The organism is Sphaerisporangium sp. NPDC049003 (genome assembly GCF_043197795.1).
GTDB lineage: Bacteria > Actinomycetota > Actinomycetes > Streptosporangiales > Streptosporangiaceae > Sphaerisporangium.
The window spans coordinates 46,902-70,187 of record NZ_JBICTU010000031.1; the positions used below are offsets into that span (position 1 = coordinate 46,902).

Consider the following 23,286-nt stretch of genomic DNA (forward strand, 5'->3'; position numbering starts at 1 on the left):
TCCGCTTCCGAAAGGCTCTCGCCCCTGCCGTTGAATGCGGAGATACTCGATCACAGGCGATCAACTGTGCTTTGTGCGGTCCTGGAACATCGTGCGGTCCCGAAACGAGGAAGCAGGAGAATGACCTCTCCCCGGTTGCGCTCGGCCGTGTTCGTGCTCGTCGGCGTCGCGGCGCTCGCCGTGCTCGTGCTGGCGATGTGGTTCGGCGGCGGCTGGCCGAGGGAGGAGATCCCCGGCCTGCCCTCTCCAGGCGTCCTCACCACCCTGGGACTCCCCGTCGTCAGGGTCGTCCACGACGTCTGCGCGGTCGCGACGGTGGGAACCCTGCTGTCGGCCGTGGCGCTGGCGGGCGACGCGGCCTCCAGGCGGGAGATCACCCGCGTCGCCGGGCACTGGGCGCTCGCGTGGGCCGCCAGCGCGGCGGCCACGCAGATCCTCACCCTCTCGGACCTGCTGGGACTTCCGGTCGGGGAGGCGCTGCAGTCGGGTTTCCTGCTCACCTTCAGCATGGAGGTCCCCCAGGGACAGGCGTTCCTGCTGGTGACGCTGCTGGCTCTGGTGATCGCGGGGGCCTCCACGCTGCCGCTCGGCCTGTGGGGCCGTGGCCTGCTGCTCGCCGTCGCGATCTTCGCTGTGCTGCCCCCCGCGTACGTCGGCCACTCCGCCTCGGCCGCGGATCACAACATCGCCGTCTCCAGCCTGATGCTGCACATCGCCGGGGTGGCCGTCTGGGTGGGCGGCCTGTTCGGGGTCGTCGCCTACCTGCGCCGGTCGGACACCCTCGCCCCGGCCGTACGGAGGTTCAGCGCCCTCGCGCTCTGCTGTTTCGTCGCCGTCGGTGTCTCGGGCCTGGTCAACGCCTGGATCCGCCTCGGCTCGCCGGCCCAGCTCTGGGAGTCGCGCTACGGACTGCTGGTTCTCGGCAAGCTGATCGCGCTCGTGGTGCTGGGATGGTTCGGCCTGCGGCACCGCCGCACCACGATCGCGGCCATGGAGACCCCGGGCCCGTCCGGTTCCCGGCCCTTCCTGCGGCTCGCGGCCGGTGAGGTCGGCGTGATGGCCTGTACGATCGCGCTGGCGGTGGGCCTGTCGCGCACCCCGCCTCCGCGCGGGAGCGGGGCCCACGACCAGCACGAACTGCTCGGCTACTCCCTGCCCCCGTTCAGCCCCTGGCGCCTTGTGACCGAGACGCGGCCCGACCCCCTGCTGATCCTCGCCGTGGTGGGCCTCGCGGTGGCGTACCTCGTCGGCGTGCGGCGGCTCGCCCGGCGCGGCGAGTCCTGGCCGGCCGGCCGTACGGTCGCCGCGATGGCGGGCCTCCTCGTCCTGCTGTACGCCGCGGCCGGAGGCGTGTCCGCGTACGGACCGGCGATGTTCTCCATGCACGCGTTCCAGTACGCGCTCCTGGGCACCGTCGGCCCGGCCCTGCTCGCCCTCGGTGCTCCACTGACGCCTTCGCGGGAGGCCCTGCCCCTCCTCGGGCAGGCGGGCGGCGACGCCACGGCGCTCAGGCTGACCCAGCCCCTGGCCGCGATGGCCGCCTACGCCGTGCCCTATCTGCTCCTCTACGTCACCGGGCTGTTCGAGCCCGCCCAGTCGAGCCTCGCGGTGCGCCTCGTCGCCGAGGTCGTCGTGGTGGTGACCGGGACGTGGTTCTTCTGCGTGGCCCTGGGCCTCGATCCGCTGCCCAGGGCCATCAGCTCGGCCGTACGTACGCGCATGCTGATGGGCGCGCTCGCCGTGCAGGCGTGGATGGCCCTGGTGTTCCTGGCCGGGCCGACCCAGGGGCAGGGCTGGTACGACATCCTGGCCATCCCGTGGGCTCCCGGCCGAGCCGCCGACCAGCGGTCCGGCGCCGCGCTGGGGATCGGCCTGTCGGCCCTCACCATCGTGGCGCTGCTGGCGCTCATGGTGATCTGGCGGCGCGGCGCCCGGCGGCGGATGTCGTCCAAGGACACCTCCGTACAGGCGTCCGGTGGGTGGTCGCGTCAGCACGTAGAGTGATCACATGGCGCCGCCACCGCTTCCGGGTCCTCTGGCCCATCTGGCCCCGCTGCTCGACCGGTACGGTTACCTGGTCGTCGGCGCGCTGGTCTTCCTTGAGGACTTCGGGATCCCCGTGCCGGGTGAGACCATCCTGATCGCCGCGTCCGTCTACGCGGGGGCGGGGCGGCTCAACGTCGTGGGCGTCGCCGTCGTCGCCCTGGTCGCCGCCGTCGTGGGCGACAACCTCGGCTACCTCATCGGCCGCAGCGGTGGTCGTGCGCTGATCCACCGCTACGGGCGCTACGTCTTCCTCCCCGAGCGGCGGTTCCAGGCGGCCGAGGCGTTCTTCCGCCGCCACGGCGCCCCGATCATCACCGTCGCCCGCTTCATCGACGGCTTCCGCCAATTCAACGGCATCGTCGCCGGCACCACCGGGGTCGAGTGGCGCCGCTTCCTCACCTTCAACGTCCTCGGCGCGTTCCTGTGGGTCGGGTTGTGGACGACCCTGGGCTACCTGGCGGGCACCAACATCAACAAGATCTACGAAGATGTGGTCCGCTACGAGACCTACGTGCTGTTCGCCGTGCTCGCCCTCATCGTCCTGGCCATAGCCCGCCACCTGATCCGCCGCGCCCGCCACGACCGCGCGGCCCGATGACGCGCCCGTACGGGCTCGTGCGGCGCCGCAGAGAGGGGCCGGTCGTCAAAAGAGCCAGTCGAGGAGGCCGCCGTTCTTGGTCTGGGTGGGGCTCGGGGCGGGCTGGGGCGCCTCGGTGGTCGGCGGGGGCGTCGGCGACGGGCTGGGCTCCGTGGTCGGCTCGTCGTCCTGGATACGCGGGTCTTCCGGCTGCTGTGTCCGGGTGCTGGCCCTCGGCGTCGGCTGGGCGGAGTGGGTCCGCGTGCGCGTCGGCGAGGGGCGGGACGTGGGCTCCTGGGGGGTCTGTGCCCGGGAGGTCGTCGGTGTCGGGGTGGGCGTCTGGCTGGGCTCCGCCGTCGTCTTCTCCGGGGTGACGGCCGGATCGGCCGACGGGGCGGCGCTGGGGTCGGCCGCCGGGTCGTCGGTCAGCTCGGGGTCCAGCTCACCGGCCGGGGAGCAGCCGGCGGCGGACGAGCACGCGGCCTCGGGCTTCGAGCCCACCGAGGACGACACGATCCAGCCGCCCGCGACCGCGAGCACGACGATCGCGATCATGGCGAGGACGAGCCGCTTGTTCTGGCTGCTCTTCTCTTCCTCTTCCAGGTCCTCGCCGGTCCAGCCGGATCCGAGGAAGCCGCGGCGCTCTTCCGCGTCCGGGTCGTGCTCCCCGTCAGGGTCGAAGCCCGCGTCGTCCGGCCGCGCGTATCCATCGGGTCGCTCGTAGTCGTCGGGTCCTTCGAACCTCTCGGGACGGTCGTAGCCCTCGGAACGGTCGTAGCCCTGGGCCCGCTCGTGGTCTGGCCGGTCGAGCTCCCGCGAGTCGTCGCTCTGGTGGGGGTGAGAGGGTTCGTGGCCGGGGGTCCATCCGTCGGACAGCACGTCGCCGTCGGCGCGCTCCGGTTCGCTGGTCCACGCGATGCCCAAAGGACCGGTCTGCTTCAGAGGGTCCTCTTCGAAGGGTCTCGGGGTGCCGTCGCGGTCCATGCCGAACCTCTCTGTTCAGAATCCTGGCCGCGCAAATTCTTAGCAGTTCCGACAGTGGCCTGTCCGGAAACTTCACAGTATTCCCGAAGATTCGTAATCTTCCCATGAGGCACACGCGTCCCAGACCCTGCTGGGCCGCGAAGCCAGAACGATCACCACGCAGGCTCCGTCGAGCCCGCCGGCCGGGCAAAGGTTGTTTCGCCGTTTCCGCGTGCTTGCCGCTCACGCGGGCGGAGGCGCCGTTTCTTGACTCGGGGTTTACAGGGGTGCTCCTGGCGGGCCGGAAGCCTCCGGTCTCGACGGGCCGGGATACCGCACGGGCCGACATCGTCGTACGTTAGTCATGTGTGGTCACGATGCGTGTGAAGGCGCAGGTGGCGGGCAGGGCCGAACGTCCCGCGGGGAGGCGTCGTAAGACCCTGTCGGGTGGCATCGGGCGTACCCGACTCTGGATGAAGATTCCCTGACAGGGAGGTTCACCATGCGATCCTTGGCCAGGTGGACGACAAGGTGTGTTCGCCGGTACCGGTTCGACCGCAACCCGCTGCGTCGGCGCTCTGACCGGATCGAAACCGTCGTGGTGCTTCTCACCCTGCTGGCCCTGTTGGTCTGTGTGTGGCCCGCTGTCCTCGCCGCCCGCGCCGTCTACGGCCGGGGTGTCGTGGCCGAGCGTGTCGAGCCCGGCCAGCGCAAGGCGGTCACGGCCGTACTGCTGGAGGACGCGGCCAGTACGAGCGCGGTCTCCTCCCAGGGGGCCGTCCTCGGCATCAAGGCCAAGGCGCGGTGGTACACGCCCGACGGCCGGGTGCGTACGGACGTGGTGACCGTGCCCGCGCACGCCAAGGCGGGGTCCGCGCTGGAGATGTGGATCGACTCGTCAGGACGTCCGACGGCGCCCCCGCGGACGCACTCCCAGACGGTCGCCGACGCGGTGGTGGCCGGGTTCGGCGTCGAGACCGGGGCGGCGGGCCTGCTGTTCCTGAACCTCGCGCTCGTCCGGTGGATGCTCGACCGCCGTCGCTACGACGACTGGGACAAGGCATGGACCTCCGCTCACGACCGGTGGCGGCGCCCGAGGCAGCCGTGACGAGGAGCACCATGAACGGACACGTTGTCGTGGGCGTCGACGGCTCACAGGGCGCGCTGGACGCCGTCCGGTGGGCCGCGGACGACGCCGTACGTCGTGACCGTGAACTGCGCGTCGTCCACGTCACCGAGCCGTGGATCTTCGACCAGTCGCTGGGCACGCCGCCCGGGTTCAAGGACTCCCTGTCACGGCAGTCGAGGGGCGTGCTCGCCGAGGCCACCAAGGCGGCCCACGAGCGGGTCCCCGGGCTTCTGGTCGAGTCGGCGTCGCGCACGGGCAAGGTGCGCACGGAACTGCTGAACGAGGCGCGCGACGCCCACGAGCTGGTGGTCGGCACCCGGGGCCTGGGCGGGTTCATGGGGCTGGTGCTCGGCTCGGTCTCGATCGGCGTGGCCGGCCACACCGAGTGTCCGGTCGTCGTCGCCGGTCACCCGCAGGAGACCGTCCACGGGGAGGTCGCCGTGGGTCACGACGGGTCGCCGGAGTCGGAGGGCGCGCTGGAGTACGCCTTCGAGGAGGCCTACCTGCGGGGAGCCCGGCTGCGCGCCGTCTACGCATGGCAGATGTCCGTCTATCTCCCGATGTTCGCCAGTTACACCCCTGACCTCGAAAGGGTCTACGACATGGGCAAGCTCGCGGCGAAGGAGCAGCTTGCCCCGTGGCGTGACAAGTATCCGCAGGTGGAGGTGAACGACGCGACGGTTCGCACTCACCCTGTCGAGGCCCTGTCCGAGGCGTCGTCGATGGCCGACCTCGTGGTGGTCGGCTCGCGGGGAAGGGGCGCCATCGGCTCGGCCGTACTCGGTTCGGTCAGCCATGGAGTGCTCCACCATTCGTACTGCCCGGTCGCCGTCGTGCGATCACGGCACTCCCCCTCGGCGCCCGGCGGCCAGGGGAGCGCGGGCGCATGAAACAGAGCCTGCGTCTCGGCCATGTGGCGGGCATCCCCGTGGGAGCCCACTGGTCCACGGTGATGATCGTCGTCCTGATCGGGGGGGTGCTGGCGACCACGGTGCTGCCGCAGGCGGTCAGGGACCAGCCTCCGGCCCGGTACTGGATGATCGCCGCCGCCGCTTCGGTCCTGTTCCTCGGCTCGCTCCTGGCGCACGAGCTCGCTCACGCGCTCGTCGCCCGCCGAAGGGGCGTGCCGGTCAAGTCGATAACGCTGTGGCTGCTCGGCGGCGTGACCGAGTTCGCGGGGGAGACCAAGACGCCGAAGGACGAGTTCCAGGTGTCGGTCGTGGGCCCGCTGGTGAGCTTGGCCCTGTCGGGCGTCTTCTACCTGGCGGTCCTGTTCCTCCACGGTCCCGAGCTGGTCGTCGCCGCCGTACGGTGGCTCGCCTTGATGAACGCCGTGCTGGCCGTCTTCAACATGCTTCCCGGCTCCCCTCTTGACGGGGGACGCGTGCTGCACGCGGCCCTGTGGCACATGCACGGCGACCGGGTGCGCGCCGACCGTTCGGCTGCCAAGGCCGGGCAGGTGCTCGGCATGTCACTGATCGCGCTCGGCGGCATGGAGCTCATCCTGCTGGCGTCGACCGGGGGGCTGTGGCTGATGCTGATCGGCTGGTTCCTGGTCGGCGCCGCCCGGAGCGAGGGCCTGGTGCGGGCCGCTCACGAAGGGCTCAAGGGCTGGCGGGTGCGCGACGTGATGACCACCTCGCCCGATGTGGCCCCGGCCTGGCAGGACATCGATGACTTCATCACGGGCGTGGCGGTGCGCTCCCATCAGACCGTGTTCCCCGTCGTGGACTTCGGCGGGCATTCGGCGGGGACCATCTCCCTGGAGGCCCTCACGGCGATCCCGCCCGACCAGCGGCAGGACAGGCGGATCGCGACGGTGGCGCGGCCGCTGCCCCCCGGCCACCTGCTCTCCCCCGACGACGACGCCGCCCGCATCCTGGAGCCGACGGCCGTCACCGGCGAGCTGATGGCCGTGGTCGCGGAGGCGGGGCACGTCGTGGGCATGGTCACCACCGCCGACCTGACCCGAGCCCTCCAGCAGGCGGTCCTGCGCACCACCACCTCACGCCAGGACATCCAGCGGGACGCCGAGCAGCCCGGCGACACCCAGCAGGACGCCGAGCAGCCGGGCGACACCCAGCAGGACGCCGAGCAGCCGGGCGACACCCAGCAGGACCACCCGGGCCAGGCCCTGCACGGTCCGGGAGCCTGACTTCACCCGCGCCGTAGGCCGGGCATGGTGGGGATCCGCTTCCCGCCTCGGGGCGATCGCGTCAGGCTTCAGTCTTCACGGCACCGGAGCAACAGCATGGCCGCGTCGTCGTGCAGCGGCGCGTCGACGTGGGCGACCAGATCGAGCCGGAGCGCTTCGAGGGCCGCCTCGGGGTCGTCGTCCTTCAGCAGGAAGGCACGGTCGGTGAGCGGGTAGAACCGGCCCGAGCGGTCACGCGCCTCGATCACCCCGTCGGTGTACAGCAGGATCTGGTCGCCGGGGCCGAAAGCGACCTGGTGCGGGTTGGGCCCCTCGACCTCCAGCACGGCAAGGCCGAGCGGCGGCGCCGTGTCCGCCGGCTCCGCGAGCGTGATCTTGCCGTCGGCATGGAGGATCAGCGGCGGGGGATGGCCGTAGTTCAGCAGCGTGAGCTTCCCGCCGGGATCGGCGTCGAGGAGGATCGCCGTGACGAACTCCTCGCCAGACAGCCGCCGGTTGAGGGCCTTCTCAAGCCGTCCGCTGACGGCGCGCAGGTCGGGCTCGTCGTGGGCCGCCTCGCGGAACGCGCCGAGGACCAGCGCCGCAGTCTCGACCGCCTCCAGGCCCTTGCCCTGCACGTCTCCGACGATCGCGCGGACCCCGGTGGGGCCGGTGACGACCTCGTACAGGTCGCCGCCGATGCGCGCCTCCGCGTTCGCCGAGGTGTAGGACACGGCCGCGCGCAGGTGGCCCGCACGCCGGGGAACCGGCCGCAGCAGCACCCGCTGCGCCACCTCGGCCACGGACCGCACGGTGGCCAGCTCGCGCTCGCGCCGCTGCCGCCCGACGGTGGCGAGGATGCTCGCCGCCGTGACCCCGACGATCGAGACCAGGCTCATGTTGCTCTGCCTGTCTCCGAGGATGTGGTTGTACAGGGCCAGCAGCAACGACAGCACCAGCGCGACGACGCCGATCACCACGGTGCGGCGCACACCGCCCACCAGGCTGGCGAACGCCGGGCCGACGGCCAGCAGGGAGAGGTAGCCGAGGTCGGGGCCGGTCATGAGGTCGACTACGGCCACGATGCCCAGCGAGGCGAAGGGCAGCGACCCTATGAGCCGCCGCGCTCCGCGGTTGACCGCACTCATAGGCGCTCCGCGGCCGTGACGGTGGATATACGACCGGGTTCGCTCGTCACAGGGTGCCTCCCGTCCGCTCACCACAAAAATCATCGACGACCATAAAAGGGGATAATTTAGACCAGTCCCCGCCTACGCGAGTAAGCACCTCGACGACCTCACAGCACGAACGAACTGGACGCTCTCAGCGCCTGAAAGCCGGACCGAGCCTGCCCGAGCGCGATTCGAGCCGGGAGGTCTCTGAAGGCCTCATGAATCGAACCTTACTCTGGGATGGCCCAACTGGGACCGATTCGATATAGGTCTTCGACTTTCCCGCTTTCGGTCGCGCTCGTAAAACCCCGAATTACCCAAAAAAGCGAAATATCGTGATTAGGTGGGAAATTAAGGCGGGCTGAGGTCGGGTCATATCTCTGATCGCCGGCGGACGACGTGCTTCAGCTGGAGCTCGTCGAGAAGGTCCTGGGTCGCCACGGCGATGACGTCCACGGCCCGTTCGAAGGCCTCCGCGTTACGCGCGGACGGGGACCGAAAACCCGAGATCTTGCGAACGTACTGCAGCGCGGCGGCCCGTACGTCGTCATCGGTGACGTCGCTGGTGTAGGGCTCACGAAGGGTCTTGATACTCCGGCACATGACAGGACGGTACGTCATGCCGCCGGGGGACGCGCGCACGTGGTGGCGGAGCCAGGGGTGACCCCAGCGAGCGCGGGCCCGCGTCGCCGCGGAAGGGTGGTCATGCGCCCGTACGGCGCGCATGACCACCCTCGGACGGATCAGAGGGCCGGACGTCCGTGAGCGTCGGCACCGGACGGCGGTGCCGCGACGCGCGCCGCGACCGTCGCGCGGGTGTCAGGACCGGGCAGGTCACGGCTGAACCCGTAGACCACGGCCGCCGTCGCGATGGCCCCGGTGTTCAGGGCGAGCGCCTTGTCGTTGATGTTGGCGATCGTGTCGCACGCCTGGTGGTAGCAGGAGTCGTAGGCCTTCCCGGCGGTGCCGCCGAAGAGCGCCTGCTCCGCGGGGGTCTTGATGCCCTCGGCGCCGGTGAACACGCCACCGGAGGGGATCCCCGCGTCGATGAACGGGCCGTAGTCGGAGCGGCCGTCGAAGTCGGTGCCCGCATGGCCCTGGCGGAGGGTGTCGAAGTACTTCTCGAAGAGCTTCTCGATCTCGTCGGATCCGGGCGGCCCGGCAGGCGCTCCCGTGGCGTCGGAGTCGTCGCCGTCGTAGATCTTGATCGCGTAGTTCGGCGAGGCCACCATGTCGAAGTTGAGGTACAGCTTGGTCTTCGCCCGCTCGTCGGCCGACAGGCTGCCGACGTAGTGCTCAGAGCCGAGCAGGCCGAGCTCCTCGGCGCTCCAGAAGGAGTAGCGCAGCTTGTTCCTGGTGGGGATCTTGGCGAGCTTCGTCGCCACCTCCAGGATCGCCGCGGTGCCCGAGCCGTTGTCGTTGATGCCGGGCCCGGCCGGGACGCTGTCCAGGTGGGCGCCCAGCTGGACGACCTTGCTCGCGTCGCCCCACCTGGAATCGGCGATGACGTTCTGGGTGACACGCAGCTCGCTGGTGGTGTCGGTCCTCAGCCGTACGACCGTGCCGGCCGGGCTGGACAGCTCCTGTCCGACGGCGAAGCTGGTGCCGACCACCGGGATCGTGACGGTGGGTTCCCCGAGGCTGCCCTGCAGCGTGTCGGTGCGGCCCGGCTGCCCCTCGTTGAAGAGGATCACCCCGGCCGCGCCCGCTGTCTGCGCGTTCTCCGCCTTCACCTGGAAGGTGCAGGTGCCGCGCTGGAGGAGGGCGATGTTCCCCGGCGTGAAGCCGGCGAAGTCGCTCGCCTCGCACCCCGAGGTGGAGCCCGGCGCCGGGGCCGGCGGCAGGGTCAGGTCGACGTTCTGGACGGGCGCCGTGACGTCGCCGGAGCCGGAGTAGGTCATGGTGGCGAACTCGCCGACCGTGCTTCCGTCGGCCGGGGTCGGGGCGTAGATCTTCGGTTCGGGGGAGATCTGCTGCAACAGCGCGGTGGAGTGCTCCTGGAAGTACGGGAACTCAAACGGCTGGATCGTCACCTTGTAGCCGGCCTTCCTGAGCTGGCCGGCGACGTAGTCACGCGAGGCGCTGAAGCCCGGCGTCCCCGCCGCCCGCGTGCCGCCGTTGGCGTCCGCGATCTGCTGGAGCTGCCGGAGGTGCTGCTTGACCCCTGGCGCGGTGACCGTGCGGGCCAGCTGGGTGAGGTCGGGGTCGGCGCCGACCGGTAGGGCCGTGACCAGGGGGAGTATCAGGGCGGCTGTCGCGGTGGCGATGCCCGCCCCCTTGCGGAGGGTGAAGCGCATTCAGCTTCTCCTTCAGATCCAATGGATGAGTCCCCGAATTGCCGCTGACGCATGAACGTAGCCGGAGTTGACCAATTCGTGAAGGGGTGCCGCCTCATGTAACGGTATTTCGTGAAAAAACGCCAAATGATCGTTTAGGCGGTTTCATGGCTGCCAAGCGCGATGGCTCTCCAGGTATCGGGGTGCGGGCCGCAGGCAAAGTCCCCGCCAAGCGGCGTTACCGGGCACGAAGGGCAGGGGATGGGCCATACGTTCCTGACTCACGGAGGGCGCTATGGCGCAGAACACGACCACTGTCCCGGATGGCAGATCATCAGGTCAGACGGTGAAGGCCCGGCGTCCGGCCGCGTCGAACGGCTCGGCGGGCGAAACGCGGCGGACCGCCGCCTCGCGGCCGTCCGCCACCGCGAGCAAAGCCGGCAAGCGGCCGTCCACCGCCGAGGGCAAAGCCGGCAAGCGGCCGTCCACCGCCGAGGGCAAAGCCGGCAAGCGGCCGTCCACCGCCGCGAGCAAGGCCGGCAAGCGGCCGTCCGCCTCCGAGGGCAAGGCCGAGAAGGCGCGGAAGCCCGCCGCCACCGGAGCTCGGGCGGAGAGCACGCGGCGGTCCACCCCGTCGGCACGTACCGTGATCGCCCAAGCCGAGGCGAGCAAGCCGTCGGTCACCCTGCCGCTGGTCGGCAGGGTGACCATGCCGCCGCCGAACCGGCTCGCCTTCTACGCGGCGCTTGGCCTGCTCACGGCCTTGGAGATCATCGAGTGGCCCATCGCGGTGGTCATCGGGGTCGGCCACTTCCTCGCCGAACAGCACGTCTCCCGCGCGCTCCAAGGAGTCGGGGAGGCCGCGGAAGCGGTGTAGGGATAGGAACGTGAAAGGTGGCGCGCATGGGGAGATCGGCCTTCTGCCGCTACATCGTGGCCGGCGCTCTGGCGGGAGCGGCGGGTACGGCGGCTCTCTACGTGGTGACCTACCTTGACCAGGCGGTACGCGGCCGGCCGTCCAGCGGCCTGCCCGCTCAGACCGCGGGAAAGCTCGCGGAGACTGCCGGGCTGTATCTCGGGGAGGGGCACCGGGCCGAGAGCCGCAAGGAGGGGATCGGCGCCCTGCTCGGGCTCGGGACGGGAGTGGGGCTGGGCGCGGCCTACGGGGCGCTTCGCATCCGCGTCCACGACGTGTCCGTCCCGGTGGCGGGCGTCGGCGTCGGGCTCGCGGCGACGGTGGCGGCCAATGTGCCGATGACGGCCCTGGGCCTGACCGACCCGCGCACCTGGGGCACGGTGGGCTGGCTGTCCGACCTGATCCCCCACCTGATCTACGGCCTGGTCACGGTGTACGGCTTCGAGATGATGGCCGGCCAGGCCGGACCCCGGAAGAGAAGCTCCTGACGTGCCAGAAGGCCGGCAGCCGATGGCTGCCGGCCCGCTCGGTGGTTACTTGGTGCTGTCGGCCAGGTCGACCAGCGCGGTGGCGGTACGGAAGAACTTGTTGCGCCCCATGTCGCCGACCGTGTTGATCCGGAAGGCCTCCTTGAGGAGCTTCGCGTCGCCCTCGCTCACCCCGGCCAGCGCGGACACAGGGGCCTTGACAAGTTCCGTGAGGCTCTTGTCCTCGTATTCTTTGTCGAGCAGTTTGGACAAATCTGCGATAGTCGGCATATATCCCCCAGTGATGGCACCGCCCGGCTGGAGCGTCGGGCACTGAAGACTTTCCCCGTCGAAATGCATGGCACGGACATCTACCGACATGACCCAGCAAAGACGCGGAGATGACGGGGGGTACGGCCGCGCGGGCCGTACCCCCTCGTACCCCCTCGTGCGCCCTTACGTCAGGGAGCGGTGCAGGTGTAGGCCGACGGCACCTGGGTGTTGCCGTTCGGGCGGCTCGCCTGGAAGCCGAAGGACGTGGACGCGCTGGGCGCCAGCGACCCGTTGTGGCCGGCGTTCCGCGCGGTCACCTTCTGCCCGCTGATCGTGAAGGTCGCGTTCCAGGATCCCGTGACCGTGTGGCCGGCCGGGAGGGTGAAGGTCACCGTCCAGCCGGTGATGGCGGCGGTGCCGGTGTTGGTGACGGTCACCGGCTGGATGACGTAGCCGTTGTCCCACTGGCTCTGGGTGGTGGCGGCGACCCCGCACCCCGTGGTGCCCCCGCCCCCGCCGCTGGTCGTGGTGAAGGTGACCAGGCCGGAGTTGCCGGAGAGGTTCCCCGCGCCGTCGCGGGCGCGCACGTACACCTGGTACTGCGTGCTGGGGGACAAGCCGGTCAGGGTGATCGAGTTGGTGGTGGACTGGCCGAGCTGCGGGTCGGTGGCGCCCTGCTCGCGGTAGACGTTGTACCCGGCCAGGCCGGACCCGCCCGCGTCGGTGGAGGCGGTCCACGACAGGGTGGCGCCGGTGGAGGTGATCGCGGACGCCGCCGGGGTGCCCGGGGTGGTGGGCGGCGTCGTGTCCGTGGTGCCGCCGGTGTAGATGGCCGCCTGCTTGGACGTCGACGCGATGCCGTTCGCGCCGTTGAAGATCCGCGTGCCCCATGACGTGAGGCTGCTCGTGTTGAAGTTGTTCACCATGTCGAGATAGGCGACGTCACTGCTGTTGCCGCTCCACGACCAGCCGATATAGCCGACCCCGCGCGCCTGCGCCTGGGCCATGATCGTGTCCTCGTCCGGGTTGCCGTCGGAGTGGTTGAACCCGAACTCGCCGATGACCAGCGGCAGCCCGGCCGTCTGGAAGCTGTCCAGGTAGCTGTTGATCTCCGCCGCCGTGTCGAAGACGCCGTACATGTGGATGGAGAACACGGTGTTGCGCTGCGGGTCGGCGTTGAACACGCTCGCCGCGGTGTCCCGCATGGTGAAGGCCCAGTCCTGTCCCCAGTTGGGCGCGTCGACCATGAGCAGGTGCTGGAACCCGGCGTTGCGCATGCGGGTGATCGCGCTGGTGGTGGCCTGCGTCCAGTTTGGGGTGACGCTGTTGTTGCCGACCGGCTCGTTGCCGATGTTGATGACGACGTAGTTCTCCTGGCCGGTCAGCGCGCTCTGGACGCTGATCCAGTAGTTGACCGCCGCGTCCAGGGTGACCGCGCCGCTCTGCTCGCCGTATCCGGTGGTGTCGTGGTTCTCCAGCACGCAGATCAACCGGTTCGCCTTGCACTGCGCGACCACGTTGGCCACGTCACTGGCGCTGTTGGCCGTCCATCGCCCGCCGCTCAGCACCACGCGCACCGTGTTGGCGCCGAGGGACTTGATGCCGGCCAGGGAGGACGTCGTCTGGGTGGGGTACCAGGCGTGCGGGTGGCTCGCGCCGCGCATGACGAAGGTGCTGCCGGCGGCCTCGACGATCTTCGTGCCGTTCACGCGGAGCCCCACCGCCGCCTGCGCGGGCTGCACCGCGACGAGCGTCGAGAGCACGAGGGCGAGCAGTGAGAGGACCGCCGCCTCCGCCATCCGTAGTCGCTTTCTCATGGGTCACCTTTCTTTTTGGGGTTCATTAACCGGTTAAGTCGCACGGCGAGCGCCGGGGAGATCGTCGGTTGCGGGAGCGCGCCCATCGTCTGCGGATTCGACGGACATGTACAGCGCGTGCCGGCCGCGTGGGCGGGCCGTACGGCGTGAGCGGCGCGGCGCGAGCCAGGGAGGCGCTCGCGACATCGGAAGACGCGGCCGTCCCGGAACGGGCGGGCCGTCAGCGGGCCGCTTCGGGCCGGTGAATCCGCTGAAACTTTCAGCTTCCCGCGCGGGTCACCGGTGGTGCGACGCCTCCCGCGCGGTCAGAGGAGGCGGGGTGCCTCGCGGGCGTCCCCCGAACGGCTCCCGGCGTTCAGAGGCATCTCCAGCAGCTGGCCCGGCCAGTCGCCGACCATGAACGTCTCGGACCTGGTGAATCCCTGGCCCTCGTAGTACTTGACCAGGCGGCCGTCACCACCGGCGTAACAGTCGACCCGCAGCAGCGACACGCCGAGCTCGACGGCCTCCTGCCTGGCGCGCCGGAGCAGGGCGGCGCCCACCGCGTGCCCGGCGAACGCCTGGTCGATCACGAGCGCCTGCACGTACAGCTCGGGCTCGGAGGCCGGGGCGATGTAGGAAATCGGCGCCCCGAGCACCGCGCATCCGGCGGGCCGGCCTTCCACCTCGGCGATGCGCATGCCACCGGAGGCGGCGTGGGCGGTGACCAGCTCGACGCGGGCGGGGTCGGACGAGAACGGCTCGCCGCCCCACTGTCCGGTGCGGCCCTCGGCGGCCAGCCACGCCACCGCGCTGTCGTACATCGCCAGAACCGCCGGGACGTCCTCGGCGCGACCGCTGCGGATCCTCACGCCACGGATCCTAAGGGCCCCGCCCAGACCACGCCCATCCCGGACGGCCCGCCGACCGGGCTCATCCCATGTGTGAGACGATTCTGAGCGTCCTGCACGCCAATATGGCTTGCCGGCCGCGCCTCCGGGTCACCTTGGAGTTCGTCAGTGAGATTCCCCGTCATCCGAGCGCTGCTGGCGCTCTTCCTGGCCGGTGTGGTTCTCGGCCTCGGCGCCCAGCCCGCTCTTGCGCACGACAGCCTCAAGAGCAGCTCACCGGCCAAGGACGCGACCGTCTCGCGGCTCGACCAGATCGAGCTGGAGTTCAGCGCCCACGTGAGCTTCCCGGTGGTCGTCCTGCACGACGCCGCCGGGCGGCGCTTCGAGTCCGGTCCTCCGCGTACCGACGGCCCGAAGGTCTTCGAGAGCGTCGCAGGCCCGCTCCCGCCCGGCGGTTACGTCATCGCCTGGCGCGTCGTCTCCTCCGACGGGCACCCCGTGGAGGGAGAGATCCCGTTCACCGTCCAAGGCTCGCAGGCGGGGACGGCCGCACCGACGGGAGCGCCGGCCGGGGGGAGCACCGCCCCGGCATCGGCGCCCGCCGACCCGGAGCCACAGGCGGGCGTGCCCGTATGGGTCTGGGCGGGCCTCGGCCTGCTCGTGATCGTCGGAGCGGCGGTCCTCCTCGTCGGGCGCGGGTCGCCCCGGACGGATGAGGAGGCCCCGGTCGGCCACGACCCCGCGCCGGATTCCACGCCGGACGGCGAGCGGGAGCCGTGACGGCGCTTGGACGCCTCGGCCGGCGAGCCCAGTACCTGGTCCGCAGCGACAAGAGCGGCGGGACCGCCGTGCACAGACCGTCCGCGCTGCGCAAGAAGACCTGAGATCAGGGATCCTTGGGGCCTCCTTGGTCCCCTATCTCCACAGGGGGCGGGAACGTGGCCCGTGCTTGACGCGCATACGGGCATGCCGTGAGGCGCGTGAGGCACCCGGCGTAGGGATCGCGTCAAGATTCACCTTTGCGGCGTATGGAAGCCGTCAAGACCCACCAACAGCCTCAAATCACGCGATTTGCTGACTATGGAGACCGCCCGACCTGGGCGGTCGGAAGCATGTTCGTCCGGATTTGAGGAGTGGGGATGGCTGACGTCATCTTCGTTGCCCTGACGATCGCGATATTCGTGGTCATCGGGTTCGTCGTCAAGGCGGTGGAGCGCCTGTGAGCGCTGCCAACGCCGCCGGGCTGGTGGTCACCGCCGGCCTGGTGATCTTCATGGTCGCGGCCCTGCTGTTCCCGGAGCGCTTCTGATGTCGACCGCCACAGCGGGGATCCTGTTCATCGGATCCCTCGTCCTCGCCCTGGTGCTGACGCACCGTCCGCTGGGCGACTACATGTACCGCGTCTACAGCAGCGCGAGGCACCTGGCGCCGGAGCGGGTGATCTACCGGCTCGTCGGCGTCCAGCCGGACGCCGAGCAGCGGTGGAGCGTGTACGCCCGCAGCGTGCTGGCCTTCTCGGCCGTCTCCATCCTGTTCCTCTACGCCTTCCAGCGTCTGCAGGACAAGCTCTTCCTGAGCCTCGGCTTCACCGCGGTCCCCGACCACATCGCGTGGAACACCGCCGTCAGCTTCGTCACCAACACCAACTGGCAGGCGTACTCGGGCGAGTCCACGATGGGCCACCTGGTGCAGATGTCCGGCCTGGCCGTGCAGAACTTCGTGTCTGCCGCCGTCGGGATGGCCGTCGCGATGGCGCTGGTCCGCGGGTTCGCCCGCAAGCAGACCGAGAACCTCGGCAACTTCTGGGTCGACCTGGTCCGCGGCACGGTGCGCATCCTGCTGCCGATCGCCTTCGTCGGCGCGATCGTCCTGGTGGCGGGCGGTCTGATCCAGAACTTCTCGGGCGTCCACGAGGTCGCGAGGCTCGCCGGGGGCACCCAGGGCATCACCGGCGGCCCCGTCGCCAGCCAGGAGATCATCAAGGAGCTGGGCAACAACGGCGGCGGCTTCTACAACACCAACTCCGCCCATCCCTTCGAGAACGCCAGTAGCTGGACGAACTGGATCGAGATCTTCGCGATCCTGGTGCTGCCGTTCGCGCTGCCCCGCACGTTCGGCCGGATGGTAGGCGACCGGCGGCAGGGCTACGCGATCGTCGCGGTCATGGGCATCCTGGCCTTCTCCAGCGTGGCCCTGCTCACCGGGCTGGAGCTCGCGCACAACGGCACGGTCCCGCAGGCCGTCGGCGCCGCGATGGAGGGCAAGGACGTCAGGTTCGGCGTCGCCAACTCCGGCACCTTCGCCGCGGCCACGACGTTGACCTCGACCGGCGCGGTCAACTCCTTCCACGACTCGTTCACCGCCCTCGGCGGCATGGTGACGATGGCCAACATGATGCTGGGGGAGGTCGCGCCCGGCGGTGTGGGTGCGGGCCTGTACGGCATGCTCGTGCTCGCGGTGATCACCGTCTTCGTCGCCGGCCTCATGGTCGGCCGCACGCCCGAGTACCTCGGCAAGAAGATCGGCGCCCGAGAGATCAAGCTGGCGTCGATGTACTTCCTGACCACACCCGTGCTCGTGCTCATAGGCACGGCCCTGGCCATGGGATCGCCGGCGCAACGGGCGAGCATGCTGAACGGCGGGCCACACGGCCTGTCGGAGGTGCTCTACGCCTTCACCAGCGCCTCCAACAACAACGGATCGGCCTTCGCCGGACTGACCGTGAACACCCCGTGGTACGACACGGCGCTCGGCCTGTGCATGGCGTTCGGGCGCTTCCTGCCGATCGTCTTCGTCCTCGGCCTGGCGGGCTCGCTGGCCAGGCAGGCACCCGTGCCGGCGTCGGCGGGCACGCTGCCCACGTACCGGCCGCAGTTCGTCGGCATGGTCGTCGGTGTGACGATCATCCTCGTCGCGCTGACCTTCCTCCCCTCCCTGGCGCTCGGGCCGCTCGCAGAAGGAATCTCGTAATGGCAACCCCAGTGCTCCATGCGCCGGGCCGTACACCCGCGCCGGACAAGAACGGCAAGGTGGGGGGCGGCCTGCTCGACCCCAGGCAACTCGTCACGTCCCTGCCGGACGCGCTGCGCAAGCTGAACCCCGCGACGCTGTGGCGCAACCCGGTGATGTTCATCGTCGAGATCGGCGCGGGCTTCACCACCGTTCTCGCGATCACCAGCCCTTCGATCTTCGCCTGGGCCATCGTGGTGTGGCTCTGGCTGACCGTCGTGTTCGCCAACCTCGCCGAGGCCGTGGCCGAGGGCCGGGGCAAGGCGCAGGCCGCCACCCTCCGCGCCGCCAAGCGCGACACGATGGCGCGCCGGCTCACGGGCTGGCGGGCCGGCCAGAACGTCGTCTCGTGGGACTCCGTGGGAGCCCCCGAGCTCAGGCAGGGCGACTTCGTGATCGTCGAGGCCGGAGAGATCATCCCGGGCGACGGCGACGTGGTCGAGGGGATCGCCAGCGTGGACGAGTCCGCCATCACGGGTGAGTCCGCACCGGTCATCCGCGAGTCGGGCGGCGACCGGTCGGCGGTCACGGGCGGCACCAAGGTGCTGTCGGACCGCATCGTCGTACAGATCACGCAGAAGCCGGGCGAGAGCTTCATCGACCGGATGATCGCCCTGGTCGAGGGCGCCAACCGCCAGAAGACCCCCAACGAGATCGCGCTCAACATCCTGCTCGCCGCGCTGACGATCATCTTCCTGGTCGCCACGGCGACCATGCAGCCGCTGGCCATCTACTCCAAGGCGGTGAACCCGGGCTTCCCGGACTCGCTCGCCCTGACCGGGAACGGCGTCACCGGCATCGTGCTGGTGTCGCTCCTGGTCTGCCTCATCCCGACGACGATCGGCGCGCTGCTGTCGGCCATCGGCATCGCGGGCATGGACCGGCTCGTCCAGCGCAACGTCCTCGCGATGAGCGGCCGCGCGGTCGAGGCCGCGGGCGACGTCAGCACCCTGCTGCTGGACAAGACCGGCACCATCACGCTCGGCAACCGGCAGGCGTCGGAGTTCGCGGCGGTGCCGGGCGTCACCCCGGACGACCTGGCCGCCGCCGCGCAGCTCGCGAGCCTCGCCGACGAGACCCCCGAGGGCCGTTCCATCGTGGTCTACGCGAAGCAGGCGTACGGCCTGCGGGAACGCAAGCCGGGGGAACTGGCCCACGCCGAGTGGATCCCGTTCACCGCCCAGACCCGGATGTCGGGCGTGAACGTGGACGGCCGCCAGGTGCGCAAGGGGGCCGCCACTGCGGTCATGAAATGGGTGCGCGACCACGGTGGCCACCCGACCAACGAGGTCGGCGACCTGGTGGACGGCATCTCCGCCTCGGGCGGCACGCCGCTGGTGGTCGGCGAGGTGCTCGAAGGGAAGGCCCGCGTGCTGGGGGTCATCCACCTCAAGGACGTCGTCAAGCAGGGCATGCGCGAGCGGTTCGACGAGATGCGCAAGATGGGCATCCGTACCGTGATGATCACCGGGGACAACCCGCTGACGGCCAAGGCCATCGCGACCGAGGCGGGGGTCGACGACTTCCTGGCCGAGGCGACCCCCGAGGACAAGCTGACCCTGATCCGCAAGGAACAGCAAGGCGGGCGGCTGGTCGCCATGACCGGCGACGGCACGAACGACGCCCCCGCGCTCGCCCAGGCCGACGTCGGGGTGGCGATGAACACCGGGACCTCGGCCGCCAAGGAGGCCGGGAACATGGTCGACCTCGACTCCAACCCCACCAAGCTGATCGAGATCGTCGAGATCGGCAAACAACTCCTGATCACACGGGGAGCGCTGACGACGTTCTCCATCGCGAACGACATCGCCAAGTACTTCGCGATCATCCCGGCGATGTTCGCCGCCGTGTACCCCGGCCTCGACGCGCTCAACATCATGCGCCTGGCCAGCCCGCAGTCGGCGATCCTGTCGGCGGTCATCTTCAACGCCATCATCATCGTCGCGCTGATCCCGCTGGCGCTGCGCGGCGTCAGGTACCGCCCTTCGAGCGCCTCCAAGCTGCTCAACCGCAACCTCTACGTCTACGGTCTCGGCGGCATCGTCGTCCCGTTCATCGGGATCAAGATCATCGACCTCGTCATCCACTTCCTTCCGGGGATGTCATAAATGGAACGCCTGCCAAGCTGGATCCGCCAGCACCTGGCCGCGCTGCGCGCGCTGCTCGTGCTCACCCTGGTGACCGGGGCGATCTATCCCCTCGTGGTCACCGGCATCGCCCAGGCCGTGTTCAACGACAGCGCCAACGGCTCGCTCGTTCAGAAGGACGGCAAGGACACGGGCAGCTCCCTCGTCGGCCAGAGCTTCACCGACGCCTCAGGCGACCCGGTGAGGAAGTACTTCCAGAGTCGCCCCTCGGTGGCCGGCGACGGGTACGACATGCTGTCCACCGCCGCCAGCAACCTCGGCCCCGAGGACATCGTGGACACCCTCGCGGTGCCCGGGGCCAAGGACGCGGAGGGCGCCCCCGACACCGGCAAGCAGAGCCTGCTCACCCAGGTCTGCGCCCGCAGCAAGGCCATCGGCGACCTGGAGGGCGTCAGCGGCGCGCGGCCGTACTGCACGGCCGACGGGGTGGGCGCGGTGCTGAAGGTCTTCCCGGCCGTCGGCACGCCGGCCCGGGCCGTCAGCGTCAACCAGGCGTGTCCCACGGCGCCCTTCGTCGCCCGGTACAGGGGCGTGAAGGTCGAGTGCGGGAAGCCCGGCGAGGACTACGCGGCCGGCCGTACGGTCGCGGTCAGGGGCTCGGCGAAGGCCGTCGTGCCTCCCGACGCGGTCACCGCCAGCGGCTCAGGCCTCGACCCGGACATCTCCGTCGCCTACGCCCACCTGCAGGCCAACCGGGTCGCCAGGGAACGCGGCCTCACGCCGGCCCAGGTGGGAAGCCTGATCGACGAGTACACCACGGGCCGGAGCCTCGGGTTCATGGGCGAGCCCGCGGTGAACGTCCTGCGGCTGAACCTGGCTCTCGATCGGCTCAGGGGATAGGGCGATGAGCGGGGCGCGCGGCCGGCTGAGGATCTATCTGGGGGCGGCTCCCGGGGTCGGCAAGACCTTCGCGATGCTCTGCGAGGGGCACCGGCGCGTGGCCCGCGGGACCGACGTCGTGGTCGGGTTCGTCGAGACCCACGGCAGGCCCCGTACGGCCGCGCAGGTGGACGACCTGGAACTCGTCCCCCGCAAGACCATGGTCTACCGGGGGACGAGCTTCACCGAGCTCGACACCGACGCCGTCATCGCGCGACGGCCGAGGCTGGCGCTGATCGACGAGCTCGCGCACACCAACGTGCCGGGCTCGAAGAACACCAAGCGCTGGCAGGACATCGAGGAGATCCTCGACGCCGGGATCGACGTCGTCTCCACCGTCAACATCCAGCACCTGGAGTCGCTCAACGACGTCGTCCACCAGATCACCGGGGTCCCGCAGCGGGAGACCGTCCCCGACGAGGTCGTACGCCGGGCCGACCAGGTGGAGGTCGTCGACATGGCCCCGGAGGCGCTGCGCCGCCGGATGGCCCACGGGAACATCTACCCGCCTGAGAAGGTCGACGCCGCCCTCTCGAACTACTTCCGGGTCGGCAACCTGACCGCGCTGCGCGAGCTGGCCCTGCTCTGGGTGGCGGGCAAGGTCGACGAGCAGCTCGACCGCTACCGCGCCGACCACGGCATCGCGGGCACGTGGGAGGCCCGCGAGCGCGTGGTGGTGGCGCTGACCGGCGGCGCGGAGGGCGGCACGCTGGTGCGGCGCGCCGCCAGGATCGCGGCCAGGACCAAGGGCGCCGACCTGCTCGCCGTCCACGTGACCCGCTCGGACGGCCTGAGCGGGACCGACCCCGCGAACCTGACGCGCCAGCGCACGCTGGTCGAGAGCCTCGGCGGCACGTACCACCAGGTCGTCGGGGACGACGTGCCGCACGCCCTGCTCGACTTCGCGCGGGGGGTGAACGCCACCCAGCTCGTGCTCGGCGCCTCGCGTCGCGGCAGGGTCGCCCAGCTGTTCTCCCGGGGCGTGGGCGTCACGACCACGATGCTCTCCGGGTCCATCGACGTTCACATGATCACCCATGCCGAGGTGAGCGGGCGCGCCCGGCGGGTCAGGTCGCGCGCCGCGCTCACGCGCAGGCGCCGGTTCGCGGGCTGGGCGATGGCCCTGCTGCTGCTTCCCGTCCTCACCGCCGCGCTGTTCCCCTTCAGGGACGCGCTGTCGTTGCCCAGCGAGATCCTGATCTTCCTGCTGATGGTGGTGGGCGTCGCCCTGGCCGGGGGGATGTGGCCCGCCGTCACCGCCGCGGTCGCCGGCTCGCTGCTGCTCAACTACTTCTTCACCCCGCCCGTCGGCCGGTTCACCATCGCCGACCCCGAGAACCTGCTCGCCCTCGGCGTCTACGTGCTGGTGGCCATCATGGTGAGCGCCGTGGTGGACCTCGCCGCCCGCAGGACCCGCGAAGCGGCCCGCGCCGGCGCGGACGCGGAGGTGCTGTCCACCCTGGCGGGGCACGTGCTGCGCGGGGACGCGGCGCTGCCCTCGCTGCTCGCGCGCCTGCGGGAGATCTTCGGCCTGTCCTCGGTGACGCTGCTGGAACGGGCGGCGGAGCCGAGCCCGGACGACCACTCCGAGCCCGAGGCCTGGCGCATCGTGGCCACCTCAGGCGGCGAGCCCTGTACGGCCCCGGGCGCCGCCGACTCCGACGTGTCCATCGACGACGAACTGGTGCTGGCGGTGCGGGGACGGCTGCTGGACGCCTCCGACCGACGGGTCTTCGAGGCATTCGCCGCCGAGGCCGCCATCGCGCTGCGCCAGCAGCGGTTGCGAGAGGAGGCCGAGCAGGCCAGGCCGCTCGCCGAGGCCGACAAGATGCGCACGGCCCTGCTCGCCGCGGTCAGCCACGACCTGCGGACGCCGCTGGCCTCGGCCAAGGCCGCCGTGGAGAGCCTGCGGAGCACCGAGGTGCGGTGGAGCGAGGAGGACCGGCACGAGCTGCTGGCCACCGCTGATGAGTCGCTGGTCAAGCTGGACCGGCTGGTGGCCAACCTCCTCGACATGAGCCGTCTCCAGGCGGGGGTGCTGGGGCTCACTCCGCGGCCGGTCGCGGTCGAGGAGGTCGTCCCCCGCTCCATCGACGACCTGGGGCCGCTCGCGGACCGGGTGGAGGGCGACATCTCCGCCGACCTCCCGGAGGTCGTCGCGGACCCGGCGCTGCTGGAGCGGATCCTGGTCAACGTGATGACGAACGCCGTCCGCTACAGCCCGGCCGAGGCGAAGGTCCTCGTCACCGCCAGCTCGCACGGAGGCCAGGTCGAGATCCGCGTCATCGACCGTGGTCCCGGCATACCTCCCGAGGCGCACGACCGCGTCTTCATGCCCTTCCAGCGCCTGGGCGACCGTGACAACCACACCGGCGTCGGCCTCGGCCTCGCGCTCTCCCGGGGTCTGGCCGAGGCGATGGGCGGCGCCCTCGTCCCCGAGGAGACCCCCGGCGGAGGCCTCACGATGATCATCACCCTGCCGGTCGCGTCGCACGCACCCGCCGCGGCCGCCGGGCAGGGCCCCACCGCTGACGAGCCCGCCGTCGCCCTGCCGTGACCGGGTCCTGGGAGAGGAGCGACCAGGTCAGGTCCGACGTGACGTCGGGCGCCTCCTCCGGGCTCCCAGAAACGATCGCAGCCGGTTCCCACTG

Annotated in this window: 20 protein-coding genes; 13 read left to right on the forward strand and 7 right to left on the reverse strand. The window is 70.5% G+C overall.

What is annotated here, in order from left to right; translation table 11 throughout:
- Positions 1-120: 120 nt before the first annotated feature.
- Together ACGFIV_RS29635 and ACGFIV_RS29640 are read left to right on the forward strand one after the other, a co-directional pair.
- Positions 121-2,004: a cytochrome c oxidase assembly protein gene (locus tag ACGFIV_RS29635; RefSeq protein ID WP_358547274.1), complete on the forward strand. Its 1,884-nt coding sequence runs from the start codon at positions 121-123 to the stop codon at positions 2,002-2,004.
- Positions 2,005-2,008: 4 nt separating this feature from the next.
- Positions 2,009-2,644 (forward strand): DedA family protein, encoded by a 636-nt coding sequence (locus ACGFIV_RS29640; RefSeq protein ID WP_358547277.1) that lies wholly within the window; start codon positions 2,009-2,011, stop codon positions 2,642-2,644.
- Positions 2,645-2,689: 45 nt separating this feature from the next.
- Here the strand turns inward: ACGFIV_RS29640 and ACGFIV_RS29645 are convergent, their stop codons facing one another.
- Positions 2,690-3,607, reverse strand: coding sequence for a hypothetical protein (locus tag ACGFIV_RS29645; RefSeq protein WP_392838272.1), 918 nt, complete (start codon positions 3,605-3,607; stop codon positions 2,690-2,692).
- A 577-nt stretch (positions 3,608-4,184) separates the two neighbouring features.
- Here ACGFIV_RS29645 and ACGFIV_RS29650 point away from each other — a divergent pair.
- The 3 genes from ACGFIV_RS29650 to ACGFIV_RS29660 are packed head-to-tail and all read left to right on the forward strand — an operon-like array spanning position 4,185 to position 6,870.
- Positions 4,185-4,694, forward strand: coding sequence for a hypothetical protein (locus ACGFIV_RS29650; protein WP_358547283.1), 510 nt, complete (start codon positions 4,185-4,187; stop codon positions 4,692-4,694).
- A gap of 11 nt (positions 4,695-4,705) precedes the next feature.
- Positions 4,706-5,605, forward strand: coding sequence for a universal stress protein (locus tag ACGFIV_RS29655; RefSeq protein ID WP_358547286.1), 900 nt, complete (start codon positions 4,706-4,708; stop codon positions 5,603-5,605).
- On the forward strand, positions 5,602-6,870 hold the full coding sequence (locus tag ACGFIV_RS29660; RefSeq protein WP_358547289.1) for a site-2 protease family protein: 1,269 nt from the start codon (positions 5,602-5,604) through the stop codon (positions 6,868-6,870). Before ACGFIV_RS29655 ends, ACGFIV_RS29660 begins: the two co-directional genes overlap by 4 nt.
- Before the next feature lie 68 nt (positions 6,871-6,938).
- Here ACGFIV_RS29660 and ACGFIV_RS29665 read toward each other — a convergent pair whose 3' ends face one another.
- From ACGFIV_RS29665 to ACGFIV_RS29675, 3 genes are all read right to left on the reverse strand, one after another.
- Complete coding sequence (locus ACGFIV_RS29665) at positions 6,939-7,997, reverse strand: PP2C family protein-serine/threonine phosphatase (protein WP_358547292.1); 1,059 nt, start codon at positions 7,995-7,997, stop codon at positions 6,939-6,941.
- A 396-nt stretch (positions 7,998-8,393) separates the two neighbouring features.
- The gene (locus ACGFIV_RS29670) at positions 8,394-8,624 is read right to left on the reverse strand and encodes a DUF2277 domain-containing protein (protein WP_358547295.1); all 231 of its coding nucleotides are present in this window, start codon (positions 8,622-8,624) and stop codon (positions 8,394-8,396) included.
- A 140-nt stretch (positions 8,625-8,764) separates the two neighbouring features.
- The gene (locus tag ACGFIV_RS29675) at positions 8,765-10,318 is read right to left on the reverse strand and encodes a M28 family metallopeptidase (protein WP_358547298.1); all 1,554 of its coding nucleotides are present in this window, start codon (positions 10,316-10,318) and stop codon (positions 8,765-8,767) included.
- Between the two features lie 274 nt (positions 10,319-10,592).
- Here ACGFIV_RS29675 and ACGFIV_RS29680 point away from each other — a divergent pair, with 274 nt between their 5' ends.
- Both ACGFIV_RS29680 and ACGFIV_RS29685 read left to right on the forward strand, forming a co-directional pair.
- Positions 10,593-11,174: a hypothetical protein gene (locus tag ACGFIV_RS29680; RefSeq protein ID WP_358547301.1), complete on the forward strand. Its 582-nt coding sequence runs from the start codon at positions 10,593-10,595 to the stop codon at positions 11,172-11,174.
- 26 nt (positions 11,175-11,200) lie between these two features.
- Positions 11,201-11,701 carry a hypothetical protein gene (locus tag ACGFIV_RS29685; protein WP_358547304.1) on the forward strand — a complete coding sequence of 167 codons (501 nt, stop codon included), beginning with the start codon at positions 11,201-11,203 and terminating at the stop codon, positions 11,699-11,701.
- A gap of 45 nt (positions 11,702-11,746) precedes the next feature.
- On the opposite strand, the gene ACGFIV_RS29690 is transcribed toward ACGFIV_RS29685, so the two are convergent.
- From ACGFIV_RS29690 to ACGFIV_RS29700, 3 genes are all read right to left on the reverse strand, one after another.
- Positions 11,747-11,971, reverse strand: a complete 225-nt coding sequence (locus ACGFIV_RS29690; RefSeq protein ID WP_358547307.1) for a hypothetical protein — start codon at positions 11,969-11,971, stop codon at positions 11,747-11,749.
- Positions 11,972-12,141: 170 nt separating this feature from the next.
- The gene (locus ACGFIV_RS29695; protein ID WP_358547310.1) at positions 12,142-13,770 is read right to left on the reverse strand and encodes a cellulase family glycosylhydrolase; all 1,629 of its coding nucleotides are present in this window, start codon (positions 13,768-13,770) and stop codon (positions 12,142-12,144) included.
- 305 nt (positions 13,771-14,075) lie between these two features.
- Positions 14,076-14,621: a GNAT family N-acetyltransferase gene (locus ACGFIV_RS29700; protein ID WP_358547313.1), complete on the reverse strand. Its 546-nt coding sequence runs from the start codon at positions 14,619-14,621 to the stop codon at positions 14,076-14,078.
- Positions 14,622-14,768: 147 nt separating this feature from the next.
- Here ACGFIV_RS29700 and ACGFIV_RS29705 point away from each other — a divergent pair, with 147 nt between their 5' ends.
- From ACGFIV_RS29705 to ACGFIV_RS29730, 6 genes are all read left to right on the forward strand, one after another.
- Positions 14,769-15,380, forward strand: coding sequence for a copper resistance protein CopC (locus tag ACGFIV_RS29705; RefSeq protein WP_358547316.1), 612 nt, complete (start codon positions 14,769-14,771; stop codon positions 15,378-15,380).
- 439 nt (positions 15,381-15,819) lie between these two features.
- The gene (gene kdpF / locus ACGFIV_RS29710; RefSeq protein WP_358547319.1) at positions 15,820-15,909 is read left to right on the forward strand and encodes a K(+)-transporting ATPase subunit F; all 90 of its coding nucleotides are present in this window, start codon (positions 15,820-15,822) and stop codon (positions 15,907-15,909) included.
- Positions 15,909-17,570 (forward strand): potassium-transporting ATPase subunit KdpA, encoded by a 1,662-nt coding sequence (gene kdpA, locus ACGFIV_RS29715; RefSeq protein WP_392838273.1) that lies wholly within the window; start codon positions 15,909-15,911, stop codon positions 17,568-17,570. Before kdpF ends, kdpA begins: the two co-directional genes overlap by 1 nt.
- Complete coding sequence (gene kdpB, locus ACGFIV_RS29720; RefSeq protein ID WP_392838274.1) at positions 17,570-19,717, forward strand: potassium-transporting ATPase subunit KdpB; 2,148 nt, start codon at positions 17,570-17,572, stop codon at positions 19,715-19,717. The genes kdpA and kdpB overlap by 1 nt, the downstream gene beginning before the upstream one ends.
- Positions 19,718-20,596 carry a potassium-transporting ATPase subunit C gene (locus ACGFIV_RS29725; RefSeq protein ID WP_392838275.1) on the forward strand — a complete coding sequence of 293 codons (879 nt, stop codon included), beginning with the start codon at positions 19,718-19,720 and terminating at the stop codon, positions 20,594-20,596.
- Positions 20,597-20,600: 4 nt separating this feature from the next.
- Positions 20,601-23,192, forward strand: coding sequence for a DUF4118 domain-containing protein (locus ACGFIV_RS29730; RefSeq protein WP_392838276.1), 2,592 nt, complete (start codon positions 20,601-20,603; stop codon positions 23,190-23,192).
- Positions 23,193-23,286: the final 94 nt, after the last annotated feature.